The organism is Gordonia malaquae NBRC 108250, assembly GCF_000344135.1.
Classification (GTDB): Bacteria; Actinomycetota; Actinomycetes; order Mycobacteriales; family Mycobacteriaceae; genus Gordonia; species Gordonia malaquae.
The window spans coordinates 24,854-41,168 of the sequence record NZ_BAOP01000010.1; the positions used below are offsets into that span (position 1 = coordinate 24,854).

A 16,315-nucleotide genomic window follows, 5' to 3' on the forward strand; every position below is an offset into this window, starting at 1 on the left:
AGGGGGAACATCGATGGATCGACGACGCACGCCGCGCGAGCGACGCCGCGTCGCAGCAGGCTCCGTCGGCGCAATCGTGTCGATCGTGCTCCTGATCGGCACCTCGCCGGCGGCCGCCGACTCGACCTGGCCCGTTCCGAGTCCACGACCGCCGGTTCCACGCACGTTCACACCACCTCACCTCGGAACTCCGTCGGCGACACCGCACACCGGAACCGCGCAACCGACCCCTCGGACCGCCACGCCCGGCAACAGCAGCACGCCGCGCAGACCACGTCTGACACCGTCGACCGCACCGGGCGTGACCACTCTGCCCTCGACGCAGCCGAGTGCACCCGTCCCGACGCCGCCGCCGTCGTCGTCAGAGCCGAGCGGTGCTCCGACGATCACGATCACTCCGACGTCCGAACCCACCGGCGACGGCACGGTGTCGGTTCTCGCGCTCGACTCCGACACCGGCCAACCCGTGCGTGGTGCGGCCCTCTACGTCACCGACCGAAACGGGCGACGCACGATCGTCACGCCGACCAGCATCACCGTTCCCGCAGGTGAGGTCACGATCACCGCATCCGATGCACCCGGCGGATACCGCTACGAAGGCAGCCTGTTCCGATCCGGACTAGTCGAACCGGGAAAGATCAGTTCGTTCACATTCCAACTCCGCCGCAAACCGGTCGGCGGCGGATCGATAAACGCGGTTGCTCGGAACCGTGTGACCGGGGCGCCGCTGCGCGGGGCTGCGTTCACCGTCGAGACGTGCACCGGAGACTTCATGGACACTGTGTTCACCGGAGCCGACGGCATCGCTCCCCTGACGGGGCTGCCCGCGGGATGCTATTCGGTGACCGAAACCGGAACACCGACGGGATTCGTCGACGAGGCCGACACGCGGCGGACGACCGTCGCGAACGGCAGGACTGCCACGGTGACCGTGTACGACCTTCCGACCCATTACCGTGTGGTCCGCGATCCCACCCACCGAGTTCCCGTGAGATCCATTCCGACCGGCCGTGGCGAGTGATTGTCCATCATTCAGGTGAACGACCCCGACGGTAACCGACGTCACTCGAGCCCCGACATATCCCATGCGAGAGGAGGAACGATGCCCGGACACCGCGCCAGTCTGATCGCCGTAGCGCTCGCCGCCTCGGTGGCGCTGATGGCTGGATGCGCCGAGCAGGAGGCCTCCCCCGCGTCGACACCGGCGCAACAGAGCCTACGGCCGCCTGTGACCGCCGAGTCCGAGCATCCCTTGACGCCCGTCGGCCTCGAGATCGACGGCGACAGCGCGCCGACCGATCCCGTCGCGACCGACGCCGAGGGCACCCTCCTGCCGCCGACCGACATCGGGCGGCTCGGGTGGTGGGTCGACTCGTCCCTCCCCGGATCGGGCGCCGGGACCATCGTGGTCGCCGGGCACGTCGACGACATCGCTCAGGGCGAGGGATATGCCGCACGGTTCGCCGATCTGAGCGCGGGCGACACCGTCACCCTCGTGACCGCATCGCAGAAGAGAGTCGACTATCGCGTGACGTCGGTGATCGACGCGCAGAAGCACGGGACCGGCGCCGACGCCGTGCCCTACGACGAGCTCAACCGTCAGAACGGTCCGGAGAAGCTCGCGTTGGTGACATGCGGCGGACCGTTCGTCGGGCCACCGCTCGGATATCGCGACAACATCATCGCGTTCGCGTCGCCCACGTGACGGGCGGCGCGAGGAATCACCACGTCGGGGACCGACTGTCGGGGAGAACAGAGGTTCATCATGATCACCATCCGTCGCCGCGCGTTCGGTTCCGCTTGCGCGCTCGCCGCAATCGTCGGGCTCGTGGCGGTCGCCGCCCCGGGGCCTTCCGCCGCTGACGAGTCATCGACTGCGACGAAGACCACGTCGTCGAGTCCACCGACCTCGAGTTCCACCGCCGACCCGAGTTCGACGGCGCCGACCGGTTCGTCCACATCCACCAGCAGTGAGACGCCCCCACCGGTGGAGACCGGCACCGTCACCGTGTCCTCACGCGAAGCCGGGACCGACAGCCCCCTCCCGGGAGCAGTGGTGCAGGTGTCCGACTCTACGGGTTTCGACTTCCAGCTGACCACTCCGGCGACGATCACTGTCGCCTCGGGCCGCGTGGGGGTCACCGCTGTGTCCGCGCCTGCCGGCTACCGCTTCGACGGTCACGCGTACGCGACCGGACTCGTGACGGCCGGGTCGAACACGTCGTTCGGGTTCGTCCTGGTTCCGCTCGGCACCCAGACGGTCGTCCCCACCCCGGGTCCGCGGATTCCGATCCGATCGATCCAGACCGGACGGACGTCGTGATCAGGCGAGTTCGATGAGTTCCTGATACTCGTCGGACCAGTGATCCTCGGTGCCGTCCGGCAGCAGGATCACCCGCTGCGGTTCAAGAGCCTCCGCCGCACCGGGGTCGTGGGTCACCAGTACAACGGCCCCTGTGTAGCTCCGCAGCGCCTCGAGGACCTGTTCGCGCGAGATCGGATCGAGGTTGTTGGTCGGCTCGTCGAGCAGCAGCACGTTCGCCGCCGACGACACCAGCCCGGCGAGAGCGAGGCGGGTCTTCTCACCGCCCGAGAGGGTGCCCGCAGGCTGCTCGAGTTGAGGGCCGGTGAACATGAACGCGCCGAGGAGCCCTCGCAGGTCCTGCTCCCCCGCGTCGGGCGCGGCGTGTCGGATGTTCTCCCAGACCGTCGCGTTGTCGTCGAGCGTGTCGTGCTCCTGCGCGAAGTAGCCCACTTTGAGCCCGCGGCCGGGTTCGAGGCCACCGAGATCCGGCTTCTCCACCCCGGCGAGCAGTTTCAACAATGTCGTCTTGCCTGCGCCGTTGAGTCCGAGGATAACCACGCGGCTGCCCTTGTCGATGGCCAGATCGACGCCGGTGAAGATCTCCAGCGATCCGTAGACCTTCGTGAGGTTCGACGCCATGAGCGGAGTCTTTCCGCACGGCGCGGGTTCCGGGAAACGGATGTGCGCAGTCTTGTCGGCGACGCGCACCTCGTCGAGCTCGTCCATCATGCGTTCGGCGCGTTTGAGCATCTGCTGTGCCGCGGTCGCCTTGGTCGCCTTGGCCCCGAGCTTCGCCGCCTGCACACGAAGCGCTCCGGCCTTCTTCTCCGCGTTCGCCCGTTCGCGCTTGCGACGCTGTTCGTCGGTGGCACGCGCGTCGAGATACCGCTTCCAGCCCATGTTGTAGACGTCGGCCTCACCGCGGACCGCGTCGAGGAACCAGACACGGTTCACGACGTCGGCCAGCAGGTCGACGTCGTGACTGATCACGACGAGTCCGCCGTCGTGATTCTGCAGGAACGTCCGCAGCCACGCGATGGAGTCGGCGTCGAGGTGGTTGGTCGGCTCGTCGAGCAGGAGTGTCATATCGGACTTGCCCGAACCGTCGGACGCTGCGAACAGGATGCGTGCCAGCTCGACACGACGACGCTGACCGCCCGACAGTGTGCGGAGCGGCTGTTCGAGGACTCGATCCGGTAGTCCCAGGCTGCTGCAGATACGAGCCGCGTCGCTCTCCGCCTCGTATCCGCCGAGCGCCGAGAAGCGTTCTTCGAGGCGGGCGTACTTGCTGATCGCGCGGTCGCGGATCTTGTCGTCGGCGGCCTCTTCCATCAGCGTCTGCTGCTTGGCCATCGACGCCAGGATCTCGTCGAGGCCGCGTGCCGAGAGCACGCGGTCCTTCGCGAGGACGTCGAGGTCGCCTTCCTTCGGATCCTGCGGGAGATAGCCGACCGGTCCCGATGTGCGGATCTCACCCGCATACGGCTGCGTCTCGCCTGCGAGGATGCGCAACGACGTCGTCTTACCTGCACCGTTTCGACCGACGAGGCCGATTCGGTCGCCGGGCTGAATGCGCAGTTGGTCTCCGGGCGCCGACAGGAGGGTCCTCGCGCCCGCTCGAACTTCCAGGTCGGTCGCGGTGATCACGAGGGTCTATCGTACGGATTGCGATGGTCGCAGGGCCAATCCTTTGCAGCGAAACGCCACCGTGTGTGACCCGAGACGCATCAGTCGCGGCCGGTGGCCTTCCGTCGGCCCGTCCCGGCGGGAATCATCACGGCGACAGCGACGCCCACAGCGACCCCGATCAGCGTGTCCACTCCTCGCAGCGTCAGCATCTCCAGGGGTGGCGCAGGTGCGGTGAGCTCTGTCATCAACATGATCAGCGGGGTGAAGAAGCCGATCGCAACAGCGTAGTGACGGCTCATGAACAGTTCCGTCGGCCAGAGCAGGAGCACGGCGACGGCGGCCACCACTGCAGCGCCCGGTTCGAACGCCAGCAACACGGCGGCGATCAGCAGCCCGGCGAACGTTCCCAGAGTTCGATGACCTGCGCGGACAAGTACCGCGCGGGTCGTCGCATCGCCCGGCCGCGTCCCATCGATCGCTGCGAGCGGGACGGCCGCCGCCGCCATCGCCCAGTTGGCGTGGTCGAAGCCGAGGACCGTCCCGATCGTGCCCGCGACGCCTACGGCGAGCGCATACCGGACCGCGTGCACACACACCCCAGACGGCGGAGTGCGCAGCAACCATCGCATACCGGTGAGCCACGGCTTTCCGTCGAGCGGATGAGGGACCCCGATCATCCCGATTCCCACGGCGAGCACTGCGGTGGCGCCACAGATCGCGACAGCCAGCGGCGGAGCCACGAGGTCCGGTGGGACGGTCGCGGTGGCGCCGAGCGCGAAGATGAAGAAGAACGGTCCCGCGGGCCGCAGCCGTGCAACGTCGGCTGCGAGCGAACAGACGAGCGCGTACACGGTCTCCACGATCACCAGGACCCAGACGGGCGCCCCGACGTGGGCGAGCGTTACCCCGATCGCGACCCCGACGGTGAGCAGACCCGCTGCCTGCACTTGCCTCACGATCCTCGGACGTCCGGACACACGACGTCCGTACATGCCGGCGAACGATCCGAACACCGCGTAGACCAGTAGTTCTGGCCGGCCGATCAGCAGCAGAACCGACATCGGGACGAGCAGACCGGCGAGGACTCGCAGCGCATGGTGATGATCGTCGCGGTCGGGGCGCACCGTCGCCTTCATCGGAGCCACTCCCCAGCGTGTTGCACGAGCGGAGCCTACTCGACCGGACCGCGTCGCCGGCGACTCGCTCGTCGCATACCGTGACTGACATGACTACTTCGAACTCGACGTCATCGACTGACCTGACCGGCCGTTCGGCTCTGGTGACCGGCGGTAGCCGCGGCATCGGGTTGGCCGTCGCAACCGAACTCGCCCGCCGCGGCTCGGCGGTGATCATCACCGGGCGCAAGGCCGACACCCTCGCCGAAGCCGCCGACACGATCCGCGCTGCCGTGCCGAACGCCGTGGTCGGCACCGTCGCAGGCAACACCGGAGACGCCGCACATCGCGCCGAGGCCGTTGCCGCTGCCGTCGCCAACGGCGGCATCGACATCCTCGTCAACAACACCGGCATCAACCCGGTGTTCGGCGACCTCATGCAGGCCGACCTCGACGGCTTCCGCAAGCTGCTCGACACGAACGTCGTCGCTGCGCTCGGGTACATCCAGGAGGCGCATCGCGCCGGGATGGCCGACAGCGGTGGAGCCGTTGTGAACATCGCGTCTGTCGCCGGTCTGCGATCGACCGGCGTCATCGCCGCATACGGCGCGTCCAAGGCCGCCTTGATCCGGCTCACCGAAGAACTCGCATGGCAGCTCGGACCGACCATCCGGGTCAACGCCATCGCACCCGGCATCGTCAAGACGAAGTTCGCAGCGGGACTCCTCGCGGCAGGCGAGGACGCCGCGGCCGCGCCGTACCCGATGAAACGACTCGGCACGCCCGAGGACATCGCCGCCGCCGTCGCCTTCCTGGTCGGCGACGACGCCGGCTGGATCACCGGCGAGACGCTCCGCGTCGACGGCGGCCTGCTGGCCACCGGAAGCATGTGACCGGCGGACGACCGGCCGATGTGGCCGTCGTCGGGGTCGGGCCGGCCGGTCGTGCACTCGCCCACCGTGCACTCGTCGCAGGGCTCAGGGTGGGTGTTGTCGACCCGTCTCCGACGAAGGCGTGGACCGCGACATACGGCATGTACACCGATGACTGTCCTCCGTGGCTCGCTGCGGTGGCGATCGCGGCGTCGGCACCGTCCTTCACGGTTTTCACACCCGAACGTCGGGTGGTCGATCGCGGCTACGTCGTTCTGGATTCGGTGCGACTTCAGGAGTCGTTGGCCATCGACGGCGCAACAGTCACAACGGCGCGAGCCCGGCAGGTCACAGCGACGGAGGTCGTCTGCGACGACGGCACCGTCGTCCGTGCGCGGCATGTCGTCGACGCCCGTGGGCCGGTCGCTGTCGACCTCGCCGGGCTTCCCCGTCAGACGGCGGCCGGCACGGTGATCGACTCGGCGGAGCGTGACGTCGTTCTCATGGATTGGCGACCTGTCGGCGATCACAGCGGACCGTCGTTCAGCTACCGGGTCCCGCTCGGCGACGGTCGCCGACTCGTCGAGGAGACCTGCCTCGCCGGACGACCGCCGGTCCCGGTCGCCGACCTCGCGGTACGCAACATCCGCCGCGGCGTGGAGTCGCGGGTCGACGAGCACGTCGATTTCCCGATGCTCGTCTCATCCCGACCGTGGCGGCACACGCCTGGCGGCGCATTCCGATTCGGCGCGGCCGGCGGGATGATGAATCCGGCAACCGGGTACAGCGTCGCGCAATCACTCGCTGCGGCAGACGTCCTCGTCGACGCCATCGTCGCCGGCAGGAACCCACACCGCGCGCTGTGGACGGGTCGAGCCCGACTGGCCTTCCGCCTGCGCCGATTGGGCCTCGGCGTTCTTCTGCGACTCACCGCTGAGGAACTCATCATGTTCTTCGACGCCTTCTTCGAGCTCGATCCGCGCGTGCAGCGCGGGTACCTCTCGGCACGCGACGATGCGGCGGGCGTCCTGCGGGCGATGTGGTCGGTCTACCGCCGCCTCCCCGTCCCCTTACGACTGCGGGTCGCGGGGCACTCGATCCGTCACATCTGCGCGAGGGACGCATAGCGTTCCCTGGTCACCGGGCGACGAGCGCCGTGTACACGGCCGATATCTGTTGCTGACCGTCCAACAGTGTTGATCCTTCAACTTCTCCGACGTAGGCGCCGACCGCGACGAAGCAGGCAGACTCCCGCGTTCCGGCAGCGAAGCACAGCGCAGACGGCAGGTCCCGTGGACTCGCGGCAGGCCGGGCGACACCCTCCGACCTGTCCAGATACTCCTTGATCAGGTAGTCGCGCCACCTCGCGGCCTGCGCGGGGCTGCCCGCACGATAAGCATTCGATCCGTTCACGACGCCGACGGTGACGCCGTTGGCCATCACAGCGCGATAGGCTTCCGGCCCATTTTGACTGATGAGCGCGATACCTCGCGGACCCCACACTGTTCGGATGATCGGATTCCCGTTGTCTTCGGTCGAACGAAGAGTGCCCGTCATCAAACCGGTCGGGTCGGCGTTGCGGCTCGGATCATCGGGACCGATCGCGTCGATCATCGGTTTCTGCTTCATGTACGCGGTCGTCACGATGCGCTCCGTCCACGCACGGTTCTCCGACTCGGCCCATGTGTAGACGAGGTACTCACCGACAGCGGTGAGCCCCATCGTCGAATGAGCGGTCGGTCGTCCTTTCAGCGGCCTCGCAAGGTGGGCTGCGATGCTTCCGGCGGGCAGTCCGGCGAGTGTCACGATCTCGCCTGCCGGCACGTACTCGGTCGGCTTCGTCCACAGCGGCGCCAATTGATGAACCGCGTCCCGTGCTGCCTCCGGATCGGCGAATCGCGCGATCATCTGTTGGCTCGCCTGGTCTCCGGGCGTGTCCCCGGCGGTGATCACGAACCCGTACTCGAATCGCTTCATCGCCGGAATGGTGTCGGCATCGGGGATCACCGCGCCCATGTTCCTGGGCACGCCGATCGGTGCCGTGGGCATCTTGACGTCGACGATCGCCGCATCCAGATCGCGGGGGAAGACCATGTGTTCGGCGAGGCGCACTGCACGCAGTTGACTCCACCGGACGGCCGATGTGGCGTCCGGAAGCGGCGCCTCGAGCATCGATCCGTATCTGCCGACGTCCAGGTCGATCGGAGCAGTGGTCGGTGTCCCGTCTACCGTGCAGCCTCCGACGACTGCCGCGGCTAGGAGCATGACGACGGCACGTGCCGTCCTCACAAGGTTGATCCGCATGCGAGCATGCTAGTGCGCATTCACGGCTCTCGGGAACTTCGGGTCATTCGTCCAGCGGGTCACATCGCCTTCAGGAACGTGTAGACGGCCGAGATCTGTTGCTGCGTGTCGAGGAGTTCTTTTCCGTACGCTTCGCCGACGTAGTCGCCGACGGCGATGAAACAGCCGACTCGATCGTCCTTCTGGAAGCACTTGGCCGACGACAGGTCGCGGGGGCTGGCGGCCTTGCGTGAGGTGTCGTCTCCGAAGCCCTTGATCAGGTAGTCGCGCCAGCCCTCCGCTTGAGTCGAGCCGGCCGCCCGGTACGCCTGAGTCTGATTGAGCGCGGCAGCAGTGATGCCTGCCTTCTTCAGCTCGCTGTATGCTTCCGGGCCGTTGCCGTACAGAAGTGCGGCGCCACGCTGACCGAACACGATCTGCGTCGAGACGGTCTGCTCATCGGAAGGCACCCGGATGGTGCCACGGATCAGTCCGGTCGGGTCGGGGTTCCGGTCCGGGTTCTCCGGTCCGATCGCGTCCAGCAGCGACTTCTGCTTGTCGAATGCTGTGACGATCGCACGTTCTCCCCATGCGCGGTCCGGCGAGTCGGCCCACGTGTAGACGACGTATGGCCCGGACTGCGACACCGCGACGAACACGTGCTTGTTGCCGGAGCCGACATTGTGGACCACAACGCTGCCCGGCGGCATGCCGGCGACATCGACGCGCCCGCCGCCCGGCTTGTAGTAGTCCTTCGGCTTCGCTGCAACGCCACCGATCTGTGTGACGGCGTCTCCTGCCGACCGATCGTCGGCGAACCGCATGACGACGTGATTGACGCCGAAGTCGTTGGGGCCGTTGCCTGCCGCCATGCTGAACCCGTACTGGAAGCGTTTCATCACGGGCAGGTCCACCATTTCCGACATCACCAGACCCAGGTTCTTCGGAACCACGATCGGCATGGTCGGCATCTTTATGTCCGTCATGCCGGCGTCGATGTCGACGGGGAAGACGATGTGATCGGCGAGGCGCACAGCACGCAGCTTGGCCCACTGACCGTCCGTCGTGGCGGACGGCAGCGTCGCCGCCTGCATCGATCCGTACTTGCCGAGATCAAGGTCCACTGGCCCGCGCTGCGGCGAGCCGTCGACTGTGCATCCGGCGAGCGCCGCGGCGGCGGCGAGTGCGACGGCGGGGACGACGACTCGTGACAGCATGCGCATGCCCATCATCGTAAGGTCTGCGGCCCCACCGCAGCGGTGCTGCGTCCCTCATCCGAACGATGTAACCGGCGCTATTGTGCCTGTCCGCTCTCCCGGATCGCCTTCTCCACGTCGAGTTCCTGGATCTGGCCGATCAGCGACTCGAGGGCCTGCGGAGGCAGTGCTCCGGCTTCGTTGTACACAAGGTGGCCGTCCTTGAACGCCATGATCGTCGGGATCGAGCGAATGCTGGCTGCGGCGGCGAGCTGCTGTTCGGCCTCGGTGTCGACCTTCGCGAACACGATGTCGTCGAACTTCTCCGATACCGCACTGTACGTCGGGGCGAACTGCTTGCAGGGGCCGCACCACTCTGCCCAGAAGTCGACCAGAACGATCTTGTTGTCGATGATGGTCTGCTCGAAGTCGGAGCCTGTCAGATCAATCGTTGCCATGCCTGAATCTAACAGCTGCGAGCCGCCGACTATTCCGTCGACGTACTGGATCTGCGCGCGGCCGCGATACCCGCACGCCGTCCGAAGAACGTTCCGTCTCCCAAGGACGTACCGCTGATGTATCCCCACGAATGCAGGCCCGACGTCGCCCGGCCTGCACCGTACAGTCCCGGGATCGGTCGTCCGTCGAGCTCGGACACCTCGCCTTCCGTTGATGTCCGGAGGCCGCCGATGGTGAAGACCTCGGCCCCTCCAGAGCTTCCACCGTGCTCCGGGGGCACGATGCCGCGCCTCACGTTGATCGCTGCGAACGGAGATCGCAAAGGCCTGACCCATTCGGGAGCCTTGTGGAAGTACGGGTCGTCACCGTTCTCCGCGTGTCGGTTGTACTCGCCGACGGTCGACACGAGCGACCCGTCGGGCATGCCGATCTCGGCTTCCAGTTCGGCGAGCGTCTCCGCCACATGGTGTGGACGCACACCCCATCGCTCCACTTCGGGGACCGCTTCGAAGGCCTCCTCGTCGAGGATCACCCAGACGCGCAGTCCGTGTTTGAACAGTGCGGCCTGCCCGATCAAGCCCGGGTACACGTCCTCGTTGATGAATCGTCTGCCACGATCGTCGACCACCATGCCCCGGACCGCCATGCCCGGAATCAACGAGATGCCGACTTGGCCCGCAGACATGTGACGGACTGCCCCGCCTGCGGCCTGAGCGAGCGCGATGCCCCGACCGTCGTCGCCCCCGTCGCTGTTGACCGGCAGGCCGACGAGCGCAGGCGCGTGTTCGGCGAGCATCGCCTTGTTGTCGGCGAACCCACCTGTCGTGATGACCACCCACCGCGCACGCGATAGGTCACCGTCGTGTCGAAGTGTCGTGCGACCACGCCGACGACCTGGTCACCGTCGACGACAAGACGGAGAGCGACGGTGTCGACGTGCACATCGACAGTCGACTCGGAGACTCGGCGGCAGAGCACGTCCATCAACACCTTGCCGCCGAATCCGTCAGCGGTGACCCGATGACCACGCGGCGCCGGCGCCGCCAGGTCCGCGAACGGAAACGCCTTCTCCCCCATCCACATCAGGCCGTCGTCCGTGGGCGGGACCCAGGTCGGAGTCGGCCACAGCGAATCCTTGAACGGCACGCCCTGATCGACGAGCCAATCGAAGTGAGCAACGCTGTTCTCGCAGTAGAGACGCACCTTCTCGGGGTCACAGTCCGGCCCGAGCGCGGCGAGCAGAAAAGCCTCCATAGCGGATGCCGAGTCGTCGAAACCGCAGGCTCGCTGCACAGACGTCCCGCCGCCGAGATACATCTCCCCACCCGACAGTGCAGACGATCCACCGCCGCCGCTGCGCTGTTCGAGAATCACCACCTGCGCGCCGGCGGCGTCAGCTTCCAGCGCCGCCGACGCTCCGGCACAGCCGAAGCCGACGACGAGGACGTCGACGTCGTGGTCGAACGCCTCGACCTGATCGACGGGGATGGGACGGACCGAGGACGTGAACATCTGCATCGGCCGATGGTCGCAGTCGGCGTGCGATGACGAGTCGCGCCGTCCCGGTGGGCGGGACGGACTCAGACGAGCGCCGCCCGGACGTCTGCGGCGACAAGATCGGCATTGATGGCGATGCCCGCCAGCAGACCCGCGCCTGCGGCGACCGACACCATCGCAGCGAGATTTCCAGCGTTCCCGGCGGTCCAGACGCCGTCGACTCCGGTCGCCCCGGTCGGGTCGGACGGAATGAACTGACCGAACGGATGATCCTGCGGAACTCCACCGAGTTGCTCGAAGAGTTCCGTTCGAGCCACCATCCGCGTGCCGACGACCACGTTGTCGACGTCGTGGACCCGCCCGTCGACCTGAACGCCGGTCACGTCGCGGTCGTGTTCGATCACTCGCTCCACCTCGCCCTCGACGATGCCGACTCCGCTCACCCGCAGCTCCGCCAGTTGCTGTTCGTCGAACTCGACGGCGCCCGCGAAGAGAGTGACGTGCTCACTCAGCTGCGCGAACAGCAGGGACTGGTGGACCGAGCCCATCGACGTGGTGGCGATGACGCCGACACGCCTGCCTCGGACCTCGTAGCCGTGGCAGTACGGGCAGTGCAGGACGCCGTGTCCCCACGCCTCCTGCACACCTGGAATCCGAGGCAGCTCGTCGACGAGACCGGTGGCGAGCAGCAGTCGTCGGGCGGTCACGATCCGTCCGGAGCCCAAGGTGACGGTGAAGTCTCCGTCCCGCTCGACCGAGATCACCTCGTCGTCGGCGAACTCGACGCCGTAGGACACCGCTTCTCGTCGCCCCTCTGCGACCAGCTCTCCGGGCGAGATCCCCTCCCGGCCGATCACGTTGTGCGCGGCGTCCGCCGGCAGGTTCCGCTGTTCTCCCTTGTCCACGACCAGGACCGAGCGCAGTGACCGCCCGAGGGCGACCGCTCCGGACAGTCCGGCGGCGCCTCCTCCCACGATGACTGCGTCGAATCGGGCTCCGATGTTGTCTGTCGAGTTGCTCATGTCTCCGACCGTACAACCAAGATTGCCGAATGGGCATACACTCTTGCTCATGCCGCAAGAATCGCTTGAGAACGACGTCGACGGCCTGGTCCGAGCCCGGATCCGTGGCCTTCGGGTCGCCCAGGGCTGGACGCTGGACTCCCTCGCCCGTCGCTGCCACCTCAGCCCGTCGACGCTTTCCCGTATCGAGACCGGTCATCGCAGAGTGGCACTCGATCAGCTCGTTCCGATCGCACGGGCTCTCGGAACCACCCTCGATCACCTCGTCGAACCTCTGGACGACCGCGACGTCGTGATCCGACCCGAACCGCATCAACGCCCCGGCGTCGTCACGTGGATGCTGTCCCGCGATCGAGCGGAGAACGGTGTCGTCGTCGCCAAGATGCGCCTCACGCCGCAGCCCGGGGTGGAGCCCGAGCAGCGTGTGCACCCCGGTTACGAGTGGTTCACCGTGCTGTCCGGCACCGTCCGCCTGAGACTCGCGGATCGGGTGATCGACGTGGAGGCGGGCGAAGCGGCTGAATTCTCGACGATGGTGCCGCACGCGTTCACCGCCCACCGCAGGGTCGCCGAGATCCTGACGATCTTCGACAGAGACGGCGAACGCGCGCACCTCACCGCCGGTCAGGGGTGAGATGCGCGCGTAGCGAGGGAGCCGCCCTCCAGATCATCGAGCGGAGTCACCCTCCCGATCATCGAGCGGAGTCGAGATGCCTCAGTTCAGCACGGAGCGAGCGTTGACGGATCGATCATCATCGATCCGGTCGAGATGCAGTCCGGAACGTTCGGAAGCGTCGGGTTGCCGACCCACTCCGTGATCCGCCAACCGTCTGTCGGGTTGCCCTTGAGCACCACGCGTCCGACGTTCTTCATGTAGTCCGTGCCGAGGCGGGCCATGTACTCGCGTCCGTTGGTCGACGCCAGGATCGTGCCGAACATGATGGTGGCGCCATGGGAGAAGACCACGGCGTTCGTCTTGCGCGCCTTCACCACAGCCGCGATCGAATCGGTGAACCGAGCCTTGAACTCGGTACCGCTCTCGGCACCGGGAATACGGGCCGCGAGGTCGCCACGCAGCCACTGCTGCGGCGCCAGCATGTACCCGGTCGGAGCGTCCCGCTCGGGAGTGCCCTCGTAGTCGCCCGCCAGGATCTCGTGGATGCCCGGGAGGACCACGGGATGCTTGAACAGCTTGCGGGCCAGCGGCGCCGCGGTCTGCTGGGTACGAATCATCCGCGAGGCGAACACTCCGTCGAACTTGCGGTCCTCGAGCAGCACTGCGACCTGGCGCGCCTGAGTGCGACCCAGTTCGGTCAGCGCAGGGCCAGGAGTCTTGGTGTCGACGAGGCCCGACGCGTTGCCTGCCGATTCCGCGTGGCGGACGAACGTAATCGTGAGCTCGGGTTCTGCTTCGGCGGGCGCAGCCGGCACGACGGCTGTCGCGACACACGCCGCGGTGGCGGCGGCGGCGACAACGGCGCCCAGGCGAGCGCGGAGTGACTTTTTATGGGTCATGGGGAGGATTCCTTCGGGGCTTGATCAGCACGTCGTTATGACGCGCCTCACATGTTTGCACCAAAAGTGATCCACCCGACGAATCATGCCCGCTGAATGGGATTCATCGGCACGATTATGCGCTTACCGGCGGGTTCTGTGCCTGTCGAACAGTGAATCCCCGGGCACGAAGCTGCCCACGGCCGTCGAACACACCACGGGAGACTATGGATGAAACAGCTTGATGCCGTCTCCTCGAATGTCGACCTTCACACCGACCGTAGACGACGTTGGACTCCGTTGCGTCTGACCAGAGCAAAAAGCCGCCTGAACCACTGTCATGCGGTTCAGGCGGCTATTACGTCCGTCAGACGGTGAAGCCCAGTGCGCGCAGCTGCTCGCGGCCGTCGTCAGTGATCTTGTCCGGACCCCAAGCGGGAATCCACACCCAATTGATCTCCACGTCGGTGCACAGACCGCTCGAGACCAGTGCGTTCCGCGTCTGATCCTCGATCACGTCGGTCAGTGGGCACGCGGGCGAGGTCAGCGTCATGTCCAGGCGGACCGCCGCCTCGTCGTTGATCTCGAAGCCGTACACCAGCCCCAGATCGACGACGTTGATCCCGAGTTCGGGGTCGACGACGTCGCGCATCGCCTCTTCGACGTCGTCCTCGCTCGGCAGCGAGGTGGTCACGGTATCGGTCATCGGTTCACGCTCCAGTCTGTCCGGCCACGGTCTGGGCGACCGCGTCCTTGAACGCCATCCACCCGAGCAGCGCGCACTTGACGCGTGCCGGGTACTTGCTCACGCCGGCGAAGGCGATGCCGTCGCCGATCAGGTCTTCGTCGCCCTCGTCCTGGCCACGCGACGTCATCATCGTGTTGAACGAGTCGAGCGCGATCATCGCATCGGGGACGCTCAATCCGACGATCTGATCGAACAGAACCGACGTGGACGCCTGCGAGATCGAACAACCCTGACCGTCGTACGAGACATCGGCCACCTCGCCGTCGACCACGGACACACGCAGGGTGATCTCATCACCGCACGTCGGGTTCACGTGGTGGACTTCGGCGTCGAACGGATCACGAAGTCCACGCCCATGCGGGTGCTTGTAGTGGTCCAGGATCACGTCCTGGTACATCTGCTCCATCCGCATCTAGCGGCCCCCGAAGAAACTCTTGGCGACACCGATCGCATCGGCGAGCTTGTCCACTTCGTCGAGCGTGTTGTACAACGCGAACGACGCTCGGGCACTCGCCGCGATGCCGAACGTGCGGTGCAGCGGCCACGCGCAGTGGTGACCGACGCGGATCGCGACCCCCTCGTCGTCGAGGACCTGACCGAGGTCGTGCGCATGGATGCCGTCCACGACGAACGCTACGGCACCGCCCCTACGATCGGCGTCGGTCGGCCCGACGATCCGAAGGCCCTCGATCGCGGTGAGACGCTCGAGCGCTCGTACGACCAGGTCGTGCTCGTGGGCTGCGACGGCGTCCATCCCGATCTTCTCGAGGTAATCGACGGCGGCGCCGAGCCCGACCACCTGCGACGTCATCGGAACGCCCGCTTCGAATCGCTGCGGCGGCGGCGCGTAGGTCGAGCCCTCCATCGTGACCGTCTCGATCATCGAACCGCCGGTGATGAACGGCGGCAGTTGCGCGAGGAGCGACGCACGTCCGTACAGGACGCCGACACCCGACGGACCGAGCATCTTGTGCCCGGAGAACGCCGCGAAATCCACGCCCAGGGCCGCGAAGTCGACAGCCATGTGTGGAACGGACTGGCATGCGTCGAGCACCACCAGCGCGTCGACAGCGTGGGCACGCCGGACGAGTTCCTCGACGTCCGCCACCGCTCCGGTCACGTTCGACTGATGCGTGAACGCCACGATCTTCACCGTGTCGTCCACGTCGAGCGAGTCCAGATCGATCCGGCCGTCCTCAGTCACCGAGTACCAGCGCAGCGTGGCACCGGTCCGACGTGCCAGTTCCTGCCACGGCACGAGATTCGCGTGGTGTTCGAGCTCGGTGACGACGATCGTGTCGCCTTCACCCAGCGGCTTTCCACCGAGCACGCCTGCGGCCCGTTCGTCTCCGAGCGTGTAGGCGACCAGGTTGATGGACTCGGTCGCGTTCTTGGTGAACACAATCTCGTCGACGGCCGCTCCGACGAACCCGGCGATCGCGCCGCGTGCGTACTCGTACGAGTCGGTCGCCTCCTCAGCGAGCTGATGTGCACCTCGATGCACAGCGGCGTTGCGATTCAGCAGGAAGTCGCGCTCGGCGTCGAGCACCTGCAGCGGCCGCTGCGACGTCGCACCGGAGTCGAGGTAGACCAACGGCTTGTCGTCGCGCACCGTGCGGTGCAGGATCGGAAAGTCGGCCCGGACCGTCGCGACGTCGAACGCCGTCACGCCGGACCCCGTTGTGATGGTCATCG

Annotated in this window: 16 protein-coding genes and 1 pseudogene; 6 read left to right on the forward strand and 11 right to left on the reverse strand. The window is 66.8% G+C overall.

Annotated elements, in window-relative coordinates:
• The first annotated feature begins 13 nt into the window (after positions 1-13).
• The 3 genes from GM1_RS07815 (at position 14) to GM1_RS07825 (ending at position 2,323) form a co-directional block, all read left to right on the forward strand.
• The gene (locus GM1_RS07815; protein ID WP_040519709.1) at positions 14-1,021 is read left to right on the forward strand and encodes an MSCRAMM family protein; all 1,008 of its coding nucleotides are present in this window, start codon (positions 14-16) and stop codon (positions 1,019-1,021) included.
• 81 nt (positions 1,022-1,102) lie between these two features.
• Positions 1,103-1,705 carry a class F sortase gene (locus GM1_RS07820; RefSeq protein WP_008377840.1) on the forward strand — a complete coding sequence of 201 codons (603 nt, stop codon included), beginning with the start codon at positions 1,103-1,105 and terminating at the stop codon, positions 1,703-1,705.
• Positions 1,706-1,765: 60 nt separating this feature from the next.
• On the forward strand, positions 1,766-2,323 hold the full coding sequence (locus GM1_RS07825; RefSeq protein ID WP_040519710.1) for a hypothetical protein: 558 nt from the start codon (positions 1,766-1,768) through the stop codon (positions 2,321-2,323).
• On the opposite strand, the gene GM1_RS07830 is transcribed toward GM1_RS07825, so the two are convergent.
• Both GM1_RS07830 and GM1_RS07835 read right to left on the reverse strand, forming a co-directional pair.
• Positions 2,324-3,952 carry an ABC-F family ATP-binding cassette domain-containing protein gene (locus tag GM1_RS07830; protein WP_008377842.1) on the reverse strand — a complete coding sequence of 543 codons (1,629 nt, stop codon included), beginning with the start codon at positions 3,950-3,952 and terminating at the stop codon, positions 2,324-2,326.
• 80 nt (positions 3,953-4,032) lie between these two features.
• Positions 4,033-5,070: an FUSC family protein gene (locus tag GM1_RS07835; RefSeq protein ID WP_008377843.1), complete on the reverse strand. Its 1,038-nt coding sequence runs from the start codon at positions 5,068-5,070 to the stop codon at positions 4,033-4,035.
• 89 nt (positions 5,071-5,159) lie between these two features.
• Here GM1_RS07835 and GM1_RS07840 point away from each other — a divergent pair, with 89 nt between their 5' ends.
• Together GM1_RS07840 and GM1_RS07845 are read left to right on the forward strand one after the other, a co-directional pair.
• Positions 5,160-5,942 (forward strand): SDR family oxidoreductase, encoded by a 783-nt coding sequence (locus GM1_RS07840; RefSeq protein ID WP_008377844.1) that lies wholly within the window; start codon positions 5,160-5,162, stop codon positions 5,940-5,942.
• Positions 5,939-7,048: a lycopene cyclase family protein gene (locus tag GM1_RS07845; protein WP_008377845.1), complete on the forward strand. Its 1,110-nt coding sequence runs from the start codon at positions 5,939-5,941 to the stop codon at positions 7,046-7,048. Before GM1_RS07840 ends, GM1_RS07845 begins: the two co-directional genes overlap by 4 nt.
• A gap of 10 nt (positions 7,049-7,058) precedes the next feature.
• On the opposite strand, the gene GM1_RS07850 is transcribed toward GM1_RS07845, so the two are convergent.
• From GM1_RS07850 to GM1_RS07870, 5 genes and pseudogenes are all read right to left on the reverse strand, one after another.
• Positions 7,059-8,225: a DUF7373 family lipoprotein gene (locus GM1_RS07850; protein ID WP_008377846.1), complete on the reverse strand. Its 1,167-nt coding sequence runs from the start codon at positions 8,223-8,225 to the stop codon at positions 7,059-7,061.
• A 59-nt stretch (positions 8,226-8,284) separates the two neighbouring features.
• Positions 8,285-9,427 (reverse strand): DUF7373 family lipoprotein, encoded by a 1,143-nt coding sequence (locus tag GM1_RS07855; RefSeq protein WP_075051979.1) that lies wholly within the window; start codon positions 9,425-9,427, stop codon positions 8,285-8,287.
• Between the two features lie 71 nt (positions 9,428-9,498).
• A complete protein-coding gene (gene trxA / locus GM1_RS07860; RefSeq protein ID WP_008377848.1) occupies positions 9,499-9,858 on the reverse strand; it encodes a thioredoxin in 360 nt (119 codons plus the stop codon).
• A gap of 29 nt (positions 9,859-9,887) precedes the next feature.
• Positions 9,888-11,371, reverse strand: a pseudogene (locus GM1_RS23335) (FAD-dependent oxidoreductase).
• A 68-nt stretch (positions 11,372-11,439) separates the two neighbouring features.
• Positions 11,440-12,378: an NAD(P)/FAD-dependent oxidoreductase gene (locus GM1_RS07870; protein ID WP_008377853.1), complete on the reverse strand. Its 939-nt coding sequence runs from the start codon at positions 12,376-12,378 to the stop codon at positions 11,440-11,442.
• A gap of 49 nt (positions 12,379-12,427) precedes the next feature.
• On the opposite strand from GM1_RS07870, the gene GM1_RS07875 reads away from it, so the two are divergent.
• Positions 12,428-13,012, forward strand: a complete 585-nt coding sequence (locus tag GM1_RS07875; protein ID WP_040519712.1) for a helix-turn-helix domain-containing protein — start codon at positions 12,428-12,430, stop codon at positions 13,010-13,012.
• An 86-nt stretch (positions 13,013-13,098) separates the two neighbouring features.
• Here the strand turns inward: GM1_RS07875 and GM1_RS07880 are convergent, their stop codons facing one another.
• The 4 genes from GM1_RS07880 to GM1_RS07895 all read right to left on the reverse strand — a co-directional run bounded on the left by GM1_RS07880 (position 13,099) and on the right by GM1_RS07895 (position 16,313).
• A complete protein-coding gene (locus GM1_RS07880; protein ID WP_008377857.1) occupies positions 13,099-13,893 on the reverse strand; it encodes a histidine phosphatase family protein in 795 nt (264 codons plus the stop codon).
• Positions 13,894-14,239: 346 nt separating this feature from the next.
• Positions 14,240-14,578, reverse strand: a complete 339-nt coding sequence (locus tag GM1_RS07885) for a metal-sulfur cluster assembly factor (protein WP_008377859.1) — start codon at positions 14,576-14,578, stop codon at positions 14,240-14,242.
• Between the two features lie 4 nt (positions 14,579-14,582).
• Positions 14,583-15,032, reverse strand: a complete 450-nt coding sequence (gene sufU, locus GM1_RS07890) for a Fe-S cluster assembly sulfur transfer protein SufU (RefSeq protein WP_008377861.1) — start codon at positions 15,030-15,032, stop codon at positions 14,583-14,585.
• Positions 15,033-16,313: a cysteine desulfurase gene (locus GM1_RS07895; protein WP_008377863.1), complete on the reverse strand. Its 1,281-nt coding sequence runs from the start codon at positions 16,311-16,313 to the stop codon at positions 15,033-15,035.
• Between the last annotated feature and the right edge of the window lie 2 nt (positions 16,314-16,315).

What these genes read in the sequence shown, in the direction of transcription:
- GM1_RS07875 (WP_040519712.1), top strand. Translation starts at nt 12,428, where the DNA reads ATGCCGCAAGAATCGCTTGAGAACGACGTCGACGGCCTGGTCCGAGCC.
- GM1_RS07840 (WP_008377844.1), top strand. Translation starts at nt 5,160, where the DNA reads ATGACTACTTCGAACTCGACGTCATCGACTGACCTGACCGGCCGTTCG.
- GM1_RS07815 (WP_040519709.1), top strand. Translation starts at nt 14, where the DNA reads ATGGATCGACGACGCACGCCGCGCGAGCGACGCCGCGTCGCAGCAGGC.
- GM1_RS07855 (WP_075051979.1), bottom strand. Translation starts at nt 9,427, where the DNA reads ATGCGCATGCTGTCACGAGTCGTCGTCCCCGCCGTCGCACTCGCCGCC.
- GM1_RS07820 (WP_008377840.1), top strand. Translation starts at nt 1,103, where the DNA reads ATGCCCGGACACCGCGCCAGTCTGATCGCCGTAGCGCTCGCCGCCTCG.
- GM1_RS07885 (WP_008377859.1), bottom strand. Translation starts at nt 14,578, where the DNA reads ATGACCGATACCGTGACCACCTCGCTGCCGAGCGAGGACGACGTCGAA.
- GM1_RS07850 (WP_008377846.1), bottom strand. Translation starts at nt 8,225, where the DNA reads ATGCGGATCAACCTTGTGAGGACGGCACGTGCCGTCGTCATGCTCCTA.
- sufU (WP_008377861.1), bottom strand. Translation starts at nt 15,032, where the DNA reads ATGCGGATGGAGCAGATGTACCAGGACGTGATCCTGGACCACTACAAG.
- GM1_RS07870 (WP_008377853.1), bottom strand. Translation starts at nt 12,378, where the DNA reads ATGAGCAACTCGACAGACAACATCGGAGCCCGATTCGACGCAGTCATC.
- GM1_RS07825 (WP_040519710.1), top strand. Translation starts at nt 1,766, where the DNA reads ATGATCACCATCCGTCGCCGCGCGTTCGGTTCCGCTTGCGCGCTCGCC.
- GM1_RS07835 (WP_008377843.1), bottom strand. Translation starts at nt 5,070, where the DNA reads ATGAAGGCGACGGTGCGCCCCGACCGCGACGATCATCACCATGCGCTG.
- trxA (WP_008377848.1), bottom strand. Translation starts at nt 9,858, where the DNA reads ATGGCAACGATTGATCTGACAGGCTCCGACTTCGAGCAGACCATCATC.
- GM1_RS07895 (WP_008377863.1), bottom strand. Translation starts at nt 16,313, where the DNA reads ATGACCATCACAACGGGGTCCGGCGTGACGGCGTTCGACGTCGCGACG.
- GM1_RS07880 (WP_008377857.1), bottom strand. Translation starts at nt 13,893, where the DNA reads ATGACCCATAAAAAGTCACTCCGCGCTCGCCTGGGCGCCGTTGTCGCC.